This is a genomic window from Streptomyces sp. NPDC002623 (assembly GCF_053592635.1).
The window spans coordinates 15,617-28,725 of the sequence record NZ_JBSFWB010000063.1 but is presented as its reverse complement, the minus strand read 5'-3'; the positions used below and the strand labels follow the sequence as shown (position 1 = coordinate 28,725).

10 protein-coding genes and 3 pseudogenes are annotated in these 13,109 nt (G+C 70.3%); 3 read left to right on the top strand and 10 right to left on the bottom strand.

Annotated elements, in window-relative coordinates:
• Window positions 1–176: 176 nt before the first annotated feature.
• The 7 genes and pseudogenes from ACWD4O_RS46545 to kdpF form a co-directional block, all read right to left on the bottom strand.
• Window positions 177–2,411 carry a helix-turn-helix domain-containing protein gene (locus ACWD4O_RS46545; protein ID WP_451289159.1) on the bottom strand — a complete coding sequence of 745 codons (2,235 nt, stop codon included), beginning with the start codon at window positions 2,409–2,411 and terminating at the stop codon, window positions 177–179.
• 251 nt (window positions 2,412–2,662) lie between these two features.
• A pseudogene (locus tag ACWD4O_RS46540) lies at window positions 2,663–3,063 on the bottom strand (histidine kinase); the annotation flags it as partial.
• Window positions 3,064–3,069: 6 nt separating this feature from the next.
• Complete coding sequence (locus ACWD4O_RS46535) at window positions 3,070–3,753, bottom strand: response regulator (RefSeq protein ID WP_451289158.1); 684 nt, start codon at window positions 3,751–3,753, stop codon at window positions 3,070–3,072.
• 124 nt (window positions 3,754–3,877) lie between these two features.
• The gene (locus tag ACWD4O_RS46530) at window positions 3,878–4,546 is read right to left on the bottom strand and encodes a potassium-transporting ATPase subunit C (protein WP_451289157.1); all 669 of its coding nucleotides are present in this window, start codon (window positions 4,544–4,546) and stop codon (window positions 3,878–3,880) included.
• 5 nt (window positions 4,547–4,551) lie between these two features.
• Window positions 4,552–6,651 (bottom strand): potassium-transporting ATPase subunit KdpB, encoded by a 2,100-nt coding sequence (kdpB, locus tag ACWD4O_RS46525; RefSeq protein ID WP_451289156.1) that lies wholly within the window; start codon window positions 6,649–6,651, stop codon window positions 4,552–4,554.
• A gap of 29 nt (window positions 6,652–6,680) precedes the next feature.
• The gene (gene kdpA / locus ACWD4O_RS46520; RefSeq protein WP_451289155.1) at window positions 6,681–8,360 is read right to left on the bottom strand and encodes a potassium-transporting ATPase subunit KdpA; all 1,680 of its coding nucleotides are present in this window, start codon (window positions 8,358–8,360) and stop codon (window positions 6,681–6,683) included.
• Between the two features lie 7 nt (window positions 8,361–8,367).
• Window positions 8,368–8,457: a K(+)-transporting ATPase subunit F gene (kdpF, locus tag ACWD4O_RS46515; RefSeq protein ID WP_016434100.1), complete on the bottom strand. Its 90-nt coding sequence runs from the start codon at window positions 8,455–8,457 to the stop codon at window positions 8,368–8,370.
• A 175-nt stretch (window positions 8,458–8,632) separates the two neighbouring features.
• Here kdpF and ACWD4O_RS46510 point away from each other — a divergent pair.
• Both ACWD4O_RS46510 and ACWD4O_RS46505 read left to right on the top strand, forming a co-directional pair.
• Window positions 8,633–8,917: pseudogene (locus tag ACWD4O_RS46510) on the top strand (hypothetical protein); the annotation flags it as partial.
• 157 nt (window positions 8,918–9,074) lie between these two features.
• Window positions 9,075–9,221: pseudogene (locus ACWD4O_RS46505) on the top strand (SpoIIE family protein phosphatase); the annotation flags it as partial.
• A 148-nt stretch (window positions 9,222–9,369) separates the two neighbouring features.
• On the opposite strand, the gene ACWD4O_RS46500 reads toward ACWD4O_RS46505, so the two are convergent.
• The 3 genes from ACWD4O_RS46500 to ACWD4O_RS46490 are packed head-to-tail and all read right to left on the bottom strand — an operon-like array spanning window position 9,370 to window position 11,998.
• Window positions 9,370–9,555 (bottom strand): hypothetical protein, encoded by a 186-nt coding sequence (locus ACWD4O_RS46500; protein ID WP_451289154.1) that lies wholly within the window; start codon window positions 9,553–9,555, stop codon window positions 9,370–9,372.
• Between the two features lie 4 nt (window positions 9,556–9,559).
• Entirely contained in the window at window positions 9,560–10,765 is a 1,206-nt protein-coding gene (locus ACWD4O_RS46495; RefSeq protein WP_451289153.1) for an acyl-CoA dehydrogenase family protein, read from the bottom strand.
• A 33-nt stretch (window positions 10,766–10,798) separates the two neighbouring features.
• Window positions 10,799–11,998 carry a CaiB/BaiF CoA transferase family protein gene (locus ACWD4O_RS46490; RefSeq protein WP_451289152.1) on the bottom strand — a complete coding sequence of 400 codons (1,200 nt, stop codon included), beginning with the start codon at window positions 11,996–11,998 and terminating at the stop codon, window positions 10,799–10,801.
• Window positions 11,999–12,168: 170 nt separating this feature from the next.
• Between ACWD4O_RS46490 and ACWD4O_RS46485 the strand changes: the two genes are divergently transcribed.
• On the top strand, window positions 12,169–13,092 hold the full coding sequence (locus tag ACWD4O_RS46485; protein ID WP_451289151.1) for a LysR family transcriptional regulator: 924 nt from the start codon (window positions 12,169–12,171) through the stop codon (window positions 13,090–13,092).
• Window positions 13,093–13,109 lie beyond the last annotated feature (17 nt).

The window sequence follows — 13,109 nt, the reverse complement described above, 5'->3', positions numbered from 1 at the left end:
CGTGCACGAGGACGATGTTCCTGATCGTTGCCATGGCTCACTCCCGACCTGGAGGGACAGCGCCTTGACGTCTGTCCCGGTGCCCACCAGTCAAGTCGAAAAGACGCGGCCGGACCACGCAGAACAGCACGCAGAAGTACCCGCCCGGTCCCCCGCGGGCAGCGCCTCGGACGAGGTCAGCGCGTGGCGGCCGCCAGGGCCCGGCAGCGGCTGCTCGCCTCGGTGTCCCCGATCGCCTCGAAGACCTGCGCGGCCCGCGCGTAGGCATGGCGGCTCTCGTCGGTCCGGCCTTCGTCGGCCAGCAGGGCGGCCAGTGTCTCCAGGGCGCCGGCCTGCCGGAAGTCGGACATCTGGAGCGTGTCGACGGCGTCGGTGCCCTCCGTGAGCGTGGTGATCGCCTCCGTACGGCGGCCGAGACGTTCGAGGCAATGGCCGATGCGGAGCAGCGCGAGGGGCCGGCTGAGGGCCACGACGCTCGGGGTCATCCCCGACTCCGGGTCCTCCAGCACGGCGAGCAGTCCGCGGTATTGCTCCAACGCTTCGGCGTAGCGCCCTTCGTCGAGTCGGCAGTGGGCGATGTGGGCGAGGCACTGGACGCAGGAGTCGATGTCGCCGATGGTCCTGAACATCTCCGCCGACGTGGACGACTCCGCGACGGCCTCGTCGAACCGGCCGAGCAGCCGCAGCGCCGAAGACGTGTACTCGTGTGCCCAGGCGATCTGCGCGGTGGCACCGGCCCGGGTGGCCAGCTCCATCGCCTGGGCCGTACACCGCAGCACGGCCTCCGGGTCGCTGGGCGGCACCGAGTGGACCCAGGCCAGATAGTTCAGCTGGGTCGCCTGCTGCGCCAGGTCGCCGAGGGCCGCGGCCGCCTCCGCTCCGAGCGTGAACACCTCGCGCCAGTGCGGGCCGTGCGTCCACAGATCGGAGAACCAGTGCATCGACTCCGCGCAGTCGAGGACGAGCGAGTGCCGGCCGCTGCCCGCCGCGGCCCGCATCGCGCCCAGCCAGTTGTCCACGTTCGCCCGCAGCCACCCTTCGGCCTCCTCCGGGGAGGACAGGACGGCGAGATCGGCATCGGGCCGCTCGGGACGGCCGTAGCCGGGTTCGAACCATCGCCCGCACAGCGTGGCCATACGCAGCAGCCACGACGTCACCTGCCCCGTCAGCGCCTCGCGCTCGGCCGCGGCGTCCTCCTGGTGGAGCCGGTCGCGGGCGAACAGACGGACCAGGTCGTGGAAGCGGTAGCGGCCCGCGTCGCTGTCGTACAGCAGGCCGAGGTCGACGAGGTCGTCCAGAGCCTCCCACGCGTCCTCGACCGGCACCCCGCCGACGACGGCGGCCAGGGCGGCGTCGAAATCCTGTCCCGGCACCACGGCGAGCCGCCGGAACATCCGCCGCGCGGAATCGGCGAGCTGCTCGTACGACATCCCGAACGCGTTGGCGATCTTGAGATCACCGGCCTTGAACTGATCCAGCCTGCGCTCCTCGTCCCCCAGCCGGGCGGCGAGTTCGGCGGCGTCCCAGCCAGGCCGGCTGGCCAGGCGGTTCCCGATGATGCGCAGCGCCAGAGGCAGACCACCGCACAGCTCGGCGAGCCGGGCGAGGGCCGATTCCCCGTCGGTGGCGGAACGGTCGCCCAGAATCCCGGTGAGCAGTCGCGTGGACTCCGGCAACGCCAGGGGCCCGAGGACGAGCCTGCGGACACCCTCCAGACCCGACAGCAACCGCCGGGTGGTGATCAGCGCCCTGCCCGCGCCCCCTCCCGGAAGCAGCGGGCGCACCTGTTCCTCCGACGCGGCATTGTCGAGAACGACCAGGACACGCCGGTCCCGCAGCAGCGACCGGTACAAGGAGGCGCGTCCCCGGGTGTCGGCCGGGATCTGCTGGTCCGCGACCCCGAGCGCGCCCAGCAGCTGCTGCAGTGCGTCATCGGCGGCCAACGGCCGCTGGGACATGCCGAACAGATCGAGGAAGAACACCCCGTCAGGAAAGCTCGGCCGCACCGAATGAGCGGCGCGGACGGCGAACGTGGTCTTCCCCAGGCCCGCAGCGCCGGTGACCACCCCCACCACGCCGACCCCCGGCGAGCTCTCGGCGTACACCAGCTCGCTCAGCCAGACCAGTTCCGCCGCGCGGCCGGTGAAGTCGTCGACGGACCGGGGCAGTTCGCACAGACCCGTGGGACGCGTCCAGTGATCCCGCAGCCGGCCCTCGCGCGCCAGCTCGATCAGCTGTTTGCGCTCATCGCCCTCCAGCCCGAGCGCGTCCGCCAAGGCGGTCACGGTCCGATGTTGCGGTCCCCTGCTGCGTCCGCGCTCCATGTCCGACAGGGTCCGAGCACTGACCCCCGACACCTCGGCCAACTGATCCAGCGTCAGACGTGCTGCGCGCCGATGAGCGCGTAACACCTCCCCGAAACCGGGACGTCCAGTGATGGAGCCACACCCCCCTCGGCGGCGAAGGTGCCCCCACCCCCGCCGCGACCGAGCCGGAAGCCGGCTCGTACGATCTTCCGCCGCGCACGTTCTACCACCTCGGATCCCCTGCCGGGAAACCGCCTCAGCAGCCTCTCCGTCCCCGCGTCCCCGCCTGATCGACCGGGTGGCCGACGCCCTCAGTTCCGCGCATTCCTGACGGTCGACCGGACGCCGGTCGCGGCCGGCGGGCCGTACTTCACGGCGTTCTCCACCAGGTTGGCCACGGACCGCTCCAGGAGCCCCGCGTCGACGGCGGCCATCGGCAGCGTCTCCGGGATGTCGAGCTCCACGCTGTCCTCCGGCACCCCGCCGAGCGCCATCGGCACCACTTCGTCCAGGTCCGTCTCCCGGCCGATCGGCGTGACCGTGCCGTCTGAAGACGCGACATTGCGGGACTGGTCGGCCTGGGACTGCAGCCGCTCTGCCGGTCCAGTGCGACGACGACCTGGGCGACGACGGCCTGGGCGGCGAAGGCCGCCACCCGGCCCGTCAGCGCGAGTGCCGTGTGGTCGCCGACGGGCATGTCGACGGCCGCGTCGTCCGGCCGCTCCACGGGCCGGCCCGTGCCCGCGCGCCCCACGCAGGGCGTTCAGCCCTCGAAGCGATAGCCCATCCCGGGCTCGGTGATGAGATGGCGGGGGTGCGCGGGGTCCGCTTCCAGCTTGCGGCGCAGCTGGGCCATGTAGACGCGCAGGTAGTTGGTCTTGGTGCTCTGCGAGACGCCCCAGACCTCCTGGAGCAGCTGCTTCTGCGTGATGAGCCGGCCGGGGTCGGCGACCAGGATCTCCAGCAGGTGCCATTCGGTCGGGGTGAGACGGACGTCGCGGCCCGCGCGGGTGGCCTTCTTGGCGCGCAGGTCGACGGTGAAGTCGTCGGTGGTCACCAGGACGGACTCGGGGGCGAGCGGCGCGTCCTCGGTGCGGCGGACGGCGGCGCGCAGCCGGGCCAGGAGCTCGTCCATGCTGAACGGCTTGGCGATGTAGTCGTCGGCGCCGGCGTCGAGCGCGGCGACCTTCTCCTCGGAGGCACGGCGCGCCGACAGCACCAGGATCGGTACACGGGTCCAGCCGCGCAGCGCCTTGATGACCTCGGTTCCGTCCATGTCGGGCAGGCCCAGGTCGAGCAGGACCACATCGGGCTGACGGGCGGCGGCGAGCCGGAGCGCGGTGGTGCCGTCGGGCGCCGGGTCCACCCCGTACCGGCGGGCCTGCAGGTTGATCACGAGGGCCCGGACGAGCTGAGGGTCGTCCTCCACCACCAGTACCCGGGTCATCGGGGTACGCCCTTCCTGCTGGTGCGGAGGGCCGGACCATGCGGAACCGGCCTCATGGCGGCGGGAGTCGACATATCGGGGGGTCCCCCGGTCCGCCGACTCCCGTGTGGTGCGCGTAAGGCCGTCAGCTCTTCGCCACGAGTTCCCTGAGCGCGATGTTGAGCTCGAGGACGTTGACGCGGGGTTCGCCGATGAAGCCCAGAGTGCGGCCGTCGGTGTGCTCGTCGACCAGGTTCTGCACCTGGGCGACGGACAGGCCGTTCTTCTCGGCGACCCGGTGGACCTGGATGTCCGCGTAGTCCGGGGAGATGTCCGGGTCCAGACCCGAGCCGGACGAGGTCACCGCGTCGGCGGGCACGTCGGCGGGCTTGACCGTGTAGCCGCCGACCGAGTTGTCCTTGACGACGGCGGCCTTGGCGGCCGTCACCCAGCCGATCAGGTCCTTGTTGTCGCCGGAACGGTTCGTCGCGCCGGACAGGATCAGCGAGTACCGGGTGTTGACGCTGTTGGTGCCCAGGCCGTTCTGCGGGCGGCCCTGGAACCACTTCAGGTCGGGCTCCGGGGTCTCCTGGCCCTTCTTCAGCGGCAGGTTGTAGGACTGCCCGATCAGGGAGGAGCCGACGACCTTGCCCTCCGCCTTGATCTCCGAGCCGTTGGCCTTGTCGTTGAACAGGGCCTGGGCGATGCCGGTGACGACCAGCGGGTAGACGACGCCGGTGACCAGGGTGAGCACGAGCAGGGCGCGCAGGGCCGCGCCGAGCAGCCGGGCGGTGTTGGATACCGATGTGTTCATGGTGGCTAACCGATTCCGGGGATCAGGGAGATGAGCAGGTCGATGAGCTTGATGCCGACGAACGGCGCGATCAGCCCGCCGATGCCGTAGATCGTCAGGTTGCGGCGCAGCATCTTGTCCGCGCTCACCGGCCGGTACTGCACACCCCGCAGGGAGAGCGGCACCAGCGCGATGATGATCAGCGCGTTGAAGATGACCGCGGACAGGATCGCGGAGTCGGGCGAGGACAGGCCCATGATGTTGAGCTTGTCCAGGCCCGGGTAGACGGCCGCGAACAGCGCCGGGATGATCGCGAAGTACTTCGCGACGTCGTTGGCGATGGAGAACGTCGTCAACGCGCCCCGGGTGATGAGGAGTTGCTTGCCGATCTCGACGATCTCGATGAGCTTGGTGGGGTTGGAGTCCAGGTCCACCATGTTCCCGGCCTCCTTGGCGGCCGAGGTACCGGTGTTCATGGCCACACCCACGTCCGCCTGCGCGAGGGCCGGTGCGTCGTTGGTGCCGTCGCCGGTCATCGCGACGAGCTTGCCGCCCGCCTGCTCCCGCTTGATGAGGGCCATCTTGTCCTCGGGAGTGGCCTCCGCGAGGAAGTCGTCGACGCCCGCCTCGTCCGCGATCGCCTTGGCCGTCAGCGGGTTGTCGCCGGTGATCATGACGGTCTTGATGCCCATGCGGCGCAGCTCGTCGAACCGCTCGCGCATGCCCTCCTTGACGACGTCCTTGAGGTGGATGACGCCCAGGACGCGGGCGCCCTCGGCGTCCTCGACCGCGACGAGCAGCGGCGTGCCGCCCGCCCCGGAGATCCGGTCGGTGAGCGCGCCGGCGTCCTCGGACACCTCGCCGCCCTGCTCCCGGACCCAGGCGACGACCGAACCGGCCGCACCCTTGCGGATCTTGCGCCCGTCGACGTCCACGCCCGACATACGCGTCTGCGCGGTGAAGGCGATCCACTCGGCGCCCTCGAGTTCCCCCTGCTGACGCTCGCGCAGCCGGTACTTCTCCTTCGCCAGGACGACGATGGAGCGGCCTTCCGGCGTCTCGTCGGCCAGCGACGACAGCTGGGCGGCGTCGGCCAGTTCGGCTTCGGCGGTGCCGGTCACGGGCACGAACTCGGACGCCTGGCGGTTGCCGAGGGTGATGGTGCCGGTCTTGTCCAGCAGCAGCGTGGAGACGTCGCCCGCGGCCTCGACCGCACGCCCGGACATGGCCAGCACGTTGCGCTGCACCAGCCGGTCCATGCCGGCGATGCCGATCGCCGACAGCAGGGCGCCGATCGTGGTCGGGATGAGGCAGACCAGCAGCGCCACCAGCACGACCATCGTCAGATGCGTGCCCGCGTAGTCCGCGAACGGCGGCAGCGTGGCGACGGCCAGCAGGAAGACGATCGTCAGCGAGGCGAGGAGGATGTTGAGCGCGATCTCGTTCGGCGTCTTCTGCCGGGCCGCGCCCTCCACCAGGGCGATCATGCGGTCGATGAAGGTCTCGCCCGGCTTCGTCGTGATCTTGATGACGATCCGGTCGGAGAGGACCTTCGTGCCGCCGGTGACGGCGCTGCGGTCGCCGCCGGACTCCCGGATCACCGGAGCCGACTCACCCGTGATCGCCGACTCGTCGACGCTGGCCACGCCCTCGACGACGTCGCCGTCGCCGGGGATGACGTCGCCGGCCTCACAGACGACCAGGTCGCCGACGCGCAGCTCGGTGCCGGGCACCTGCTCCTCCACGGAGCCGTCGAGCCGACGTGCGATCGTGTCGGTCTTGGCCCTGCGCAGCGTGTCGGCCTGCGCCTTGCCGCGGCCCTCGGCGACCGCCTCCGCCAGGTTGGCGAAGACGACGGTCAGCCAGAGCCAGGCGCTGATGGTCCAGCCGAACCAGTCGCCCGGGTCCTTGAAGGAGAACACGGTGGTCAGCAGGGAGCCGATCCACACCACGAACATCACGGGGGACTTGACCATCACCCGCGGGTCGAGCTTGCGGAAAGCGTCCGGCAGCGACTTCAGCAGCTGCTTGGGGTCGAACAGACCCGCGCCGACACGTCCTTCGGCGGGCTTGTGACCGGTCGGCACATCACTGTGCGGTGCCCGGGTCGGGGTGGCAGTGGACATCGAGTCCTCTTGCTTCGCTATACGGGTGGTCATGACGCCAGCCCCTCGGCCAGCGGGCCCAGCGCCAGCGCCGGAAAGTAGGTCAGACCGGTGATGATCAGGATCGCGCCCACCAGCAGGCCCGTGAACAGCGGCTTCTCGGTGCGCAGGGTGCCTGCCGTCGCCGGCACCGGCTTCTGCTCGGCGAGCGAGCCGGCCAGCGCCAGCACGAACACCATCGGCAGGAACCGGCCCAGGATCATCGCCAGGCCCAGGGTGCTGTTGAACCACTGCGTGTCCGCGTTCAGACCGGCGAACGCCGAACCGTTGTTGTTCGCAGCCGAGCTGTAGGCGTAGAGGATCTCGGAGAAGCCGTGCGCCCCGGAGTTCGTCATCGAGTTGCCCGGCGTCGGCAGGGCCATCGCCGCGGCGGTGAAGATGAGCACCAGCGCCGGGGTGATGAGGATGTAGCAGGCCGCGAACTTGATCTCTCGGGTGCCGATCTTCTTGCCCAGGTACTCGGGCGTACGGCCCACCATCAGACCGGCGATGAACACCGCGATGATCGCCATGATCAGCATGCCGTAGAGGCCGGAGCCGGTACCACCGGGCGCGATCTCGCCGAGCTGCATGCCCAGCATGGTGATGCCGCCGCCGAGACCGGTGAACGAGGAGTGGAAGGAGTCCACCGCGCCCGTCGAGGTCAGGGTGGTCGACACCGCGAAGATCGACGACGCGCCGACGCCGAAGCGCTGCTCCTTGCCCTCCATCGCACCGCCGGCGATGTCGAACGCCGGGCCGTGGTGCGCGAACTCGGTCCACATCATCAACGCGATGAAGCCGACCCAGATCGTGGCCATCGTCGCCAGGATCGCATAGCCCTGCTTGAGGCTGCCGACCATGCGGCCGAAGGTGCGGGTCAGGGCGAACGGGATGACCAGGAGGAGGAAGATCTCGAAGAGGTTCGTGAACGGCGTCGGGTTCTCGAACGGGTGGGCGGAGTTGGCGTTGAAGTAGCCGCCGCCGTTGGTCCCGATCTCCTTGATCGCCTCCTGCGAGGCGACCGCGCCGCCGTTCCACTGCTGCGAGCCGCCCATGCTGTGCCCATGGAAAAACTGACCGACCTCGTGGATGCCGGAGAAGTTCTGGATGGCGCCGCACGCCACCAGGACGATCGCCGCGAGCACCGAGAACGGCACGAGGATGCGGACGACACCGCGGACCATGTCCGACCAGAAGTTGCCGAGCTCACCGGTGCGGGACCGGGAGAAACCGCGGACCAGCGCCACCGCGACGGCGATGCCGACGGCCGCGGAGACGAAGTTCTGCACGGCCAGTCCACCGGTTTGCACGACGTGGCCCATGGCCTGCTCGCCGTAGTACGACTGCCAGTTGGTGTTCGTGACGAAGGACGCGGCGGTGTTGAACGCCTGGTCCGGGTCGATGGCGGCGAAGCCCAGCGAGCCGGGCAGGTGGCCCTGCAGCCGCTGCAGCAGGTAGAGGAAGAGGACGCCGACCGCCGAGAAGGCGAGGACGCCGCGCAGGTACGAGGGCCAGCGCATCTCGGTGTCGGGATTGGCGCCGATGCCCTTGTAGATCCACTTCTCGATACGCCAGTGCCTGTCGGAGGAGTAGACCTTGGCCATGTAGTCGCCGAGCGGGATGTAGGCGAGCGCCAGCGCGCCGATCAGGGCGAGCAGCTGGAGCACACCGGCAAGTACGGGACCCATCTGTGTCTCAGAACCTCTCCGGGAAGATCAGGGCGAGGACGAGATAGCCCAGCAGCGCGACGGCCACGACCAGGCCGACGATGTTCTCGGCGGTCACAGCTTCGTCACCCCCTTGGCGACGAGAGCCACCAGCGCGAACACCGCGATCGTGGTGACGACGAAGGCCAGGTCGGCCATCGCAAGCTCCTAGAAGAGGTTCGGAATGAACGGACGGTTCGAGGAAACCGCCTCCGTGGCCGGATTCGACCGCCGTTGACACCTCCCTTACGGCAATGGGTCCGGCTTTGACGGAACCCATACGGCGGGCCCCGCCATCTGCGAGAACGAGTCCATTCGTCCGCTTGAGAACGCCGCCGGCCCGCCCCGGGCAGGAGCGGACCGGCGTGAGACTTCAGAGGCGGCGGAACGCGCAGCAGCCGGCAGGCCGGAGACCGGCACGATCACCGCCGAGCGGTCACGGTGCGGCGGCTAAACAGGCCTGGGCCTTCCTGCCGCTGGTCAACTCCGGACGCCCCCTCGGCTGCCTCCTCCTCGCCTACGACCATCCTCACCCCTTCACCGCCGGCGAACGCGCCGTGCTCACGCCTCTCGTTGGCCTCATCGCGCAAGCCCTGGACCGCGCACGCCTCTACGACGCCAAGCACAGCCTCGCCCACGCCCTCCAGCAGACCCTGCTCCCCCACGCCCTGCCCAGCGTGACCGGACTCGACGTCGCTGCACTCCCACGCCACGGCCGGAGCCGCCCCCGACCAGGTCCTCACCCACACCGACCGCGACCTCCCCGACCTCAACGCCGGCCGCTTCGTCACCTGCCTCTACGCCTACCTCGACCTGGCCCGCCACCAGGCGACCCTCGCCAGCGCCGGCCACCCGCCCCCGCTGCTGCGACACCCCGACAACCGGGCCCAGGCCGTCGACGTCCGCCCGGCCCGCCACTCGCCATCCGCATCGGAACCCACTCCTACCCGCTCACCACCGTCTCCCTCGCCCCGCAGGCGCTCCTCGCCCTCTACACCGACGGCCTGGTGGAAGTCCCCGGCATCGACATCGCCCACACCATCGCCGACCTGGCGCACCACCTCGGCGAGTCGAGCGGTTTCCCCTGCACCGACTCGTGGACCGCCTCGTCCACCGCACCCGCCGCGCCGGCCGGCACACCGAAGACATCGCCCTGCTCCTCCTTCAGCCCAACCACCGCTTCACCCGTCGAGGCCTCCGCGCCTGACGAGTTGGCTCGCGATGACGTTCCGCTGGATCTCGTTGGTGCCCTCGCCGACGATCATCAACGGGGCGTCCCGGAAGTAGCGTTCGACGTCGTACTCGGTGGAGTAGCCGTAACCCCCGTGGATGCGGACGGCGTTGAGGGCGATCTGCATGGCCGTCTCGGAGGCGAAGAGCTTCGCCATGCCGGCCTCCATGTCGACCCGACGGCCCGCGTCCGCCTCACGGGCGGCGTACAGGGTGAGTTGGCGGGCCGCGGTGAGCGAAGTGGCCATGTCGGCCAGGTAGTTGCCGATCGACTGGTGCTGCCAGATCGGCTTGCCGAACGACTCCCGCTCCTGCGCGTAGGCGAGCGCGTCCTCCAGGGCCGCCCGGCCGACGCCGAGGGCGCGGGCGGCGACCTGGAGGCGGCCGGTCTCCAGGCCCTTCATCATCTGCGCGAACCCCTTGCCCTCGACACCGCCCAGTACGGCGTCGGCCGGAGCCCGGTAGTCGTCGAAGGACAGCTCGCAGCTCTCCACGCCCTTGTAGCCGAGCTTGGGCAGGTCGCGGGAGACCGTCAGCCCCGGCCCGTGCTCGACCAGGAGGATCGAGATGCCCCGGTGTGCGGGGGTCGCGTCCGGGTCCGTCTTGCACAGCAGGGCGATCAGACCGGACCGCCGGGCGTTGGTGATCCATGTCTTCGCACCGTCGACCACATAGCCTCCCCCACGCTCGGCTTCGCTCGCGCGGGAGGTGCCACCCCCATCGTCCCTGCGGGCGACCGTGCGCATGGCCTGGAGGTCGGAGCCGCCGCCCGGCTCGGTCAGCGCCATCGTCGCGCGGACCTCGCCCGTGGCCAGCCTCGGCAGCCAGCGGCGCCTCTGCTCGTCGGTCCCGAAGTGCAGCAGCAGCTTGGCCACCACCGTGTGCCCGCCCATCGCGCCGGCCAGGCTCATCCAGCCGCGCGCCAGTTCCTCGGTGATCAGCACATAGCAGGGAGTGGAGACGTGTGTGCCGCCGTACTCCTCGGGGACGGCGAGGCCGAAGACGCCCAGCCGCTTCATCTGCTCGATCAGTGCCTCGGGGTAGGTGTCGGCGTGTTCGAGCTCCCGGACCACCGGCCTGACCTCCTTGTCGACGAAGTCACGCACCGTCCGGACGATGAACTGCTCGTCCTCGGACAGGATGTCGAGAGTGCTCATGCTGTATCGCTCCCGGAAATACGGTCGTCGGCGTCAGAGGACCCGGTCGGCTCGTAGGGCATCGATCTCGGCCGGGCCGTAGCCCAGTTCGGCGAGGACGGTTTCGGTGTGCTCGCCCACGGCCGGGACGGCGTCCATACGGGGGGTCACACCCGCAAGATCCGCCGGCGGCAGCAGCGCCGGGACCTCCACACCCGCGGGAATCGGCACCTCACGCCAACGGCCCCGGGCGCCGAGCACGGGATGGGCCAGGAAGTCCTCGACGTCGTTGACCCCGGCGTTGGCGATGCCCGCCTCGTCCAGCGCCTTCATCACCTCGCCGCTGTCCGAGCGTGCGAAGCGTTCGGCCACGATCACGTCGAGTTCGGCGCGGTGGGCGACCCGGGCGGAGCCGGTGGCGAAGCGAGGATCGGCGACGAGGCCGGGGGCCTGGAGGAAGCGCTCGCACAGGGCGGCCCACTCGCGTTCGTTCTGGACGGAGAACAGCACGTCCTTGCCGTCGGCACAGGGGTAGGCCCCGTACGGGGCGATGGTGGCGTGCTGCGTGCCGATGCGTGGGGGCTGGGTTCCGCCGAAGCGGGTGTAGTAGGCGGGCTGGCTCATCCACTCGGCCAGGGCCTCGAACAGCGACACCTCCACCGCCCGCGCGACGCCTGTGGTCGCCCGGGTGAACAGGGCGGTGAGGACCCCGGAGTAGGCGTACATGCCGGCGGCGATGTCGGCGATGGAGACCCCCACGCGGGCGGGCCCGTCGGAGTTCCCGGTGAGCGAGACCAGGCCGGTCTGGCACTGGACCAGCAGGTCGTAGGCCTTGCGGTCGGCCCAGGGGCCGGTGGAGCCGTATCCCGAGATCGAGCAGGGGATCAACGACGGGAAGCGCTCGCGCAACGCGTCCGCTCCCAGGCCCATCCTCGCGGCCGCCCCCGGCGCCAGGTTCTGCACGAACACGTCCGCCCGGGCGAGGAGTCGCTCCAGGATCTGCCGGCCGCGCACCGATTTCAGGTCGAGGGTCAGGGATTCCTTCGAGCGGTTGAGCCAGACGAAGTAGCTGGACTCGCCGTGCACGGTCGTGTCGTAGCGGCGGGCGAAGTCGCCGTCTCCCGGGCGCTCCACCTTGATGACCCTGGCTCCGAGGTCGGCCAGCTGGCGGGTGGCGAAGGGGGCCGCCACCGCCTGTTCGACACTCACTACGGTGATGCCGGACAGCGGCAGGGCTTCGGGTTCCTCGGTCATTGCGTTGGCCTCCAGGAGCGGGGTCGACCCTCCGGAGCAACATCATGGGCGCTCATGGCAGCATGAGAGAAATAGAACTTCCTGATGCCACCATGCCCAGTCCGGATGACGGTCGGATGGCCGGGTCGGATGATCGGGTCGGACGGTGGGCGGATGGTGGCGGGAGAGCCGTGGACGTCAAACAGCTCAAAGCGCTTGTCACGGTCGCCGAGGTGGGCAGCGTCACCCGGGCCGCCGAGCTGCTGCATCTGGTGCAGCCGGCCGTGACCCGGCAGATCCGCACCCTCGAACAGGAGCTGGGCGTCCCGTTGTTCGAGCGGACCCGGCAGGGCATGCGGCCCACCGAGGCCGGGACGATCATGGTGGAGCGGGCCCGGCGAGCGCTGAACGAGCTGGAGCGGGCCCGCGCCGAGGTGCAGCCCACGCCGGGCGCGGTGACCGGCATCGTCACCGCCGGCCTGCTGGAGAGCACGACCGATCTGCTGGCCGAGCCGCTGGTCTCCGCCCTGGCCGAGGAGCATCCGGGCATCGAACTGCGCCTGATGACCGGCTACTCCGGGCACCTCCAGCGCTGGCTCGACGACGGCGACCTGGACCTGACCCTGCTGTACAACCTGGACAGCACGCCGTCGCTCAACGCCCGCCCTCTGGTGCGGGAACACCTGTGGGTGGTCGCTCCGCCCTCCGCCGGACTGCGGGCCGCACGGCCCGTGTCCTTCGCCGAGGCGGCGGCTCATCCGCTGGTGATGCCCGCGTCGGGCCACGCCCTGCGCGCCCTGATCGACGCCGCCGCGGCACGGGCCCGGGCCACCCTGGAGGTGGTCGTCCAGACGAACTCCATGCGGGTGCAGAAACAGCTCGTGCTGGCCGGGCACGGCTGGACCATCCTGCCGGGCGTCGGCATCGCCGAGGACGTCGCGAACGGCACGCTCAGCGCCGCGCCCCTGTGCGAGCCCGATGTCTGGCGGTCGATCGTGCTCGCCACCCCGCGCTCCGGCCGGACACCGCCCGCCGTGGAGGTCGTCGCGCGCGAACTCGTGCGGCAGATCGACGCGGCCGTGAGCCAGGGCAGATGGCCCTCCGCGCAGCCGTAGAAACAGCAGACACAGGC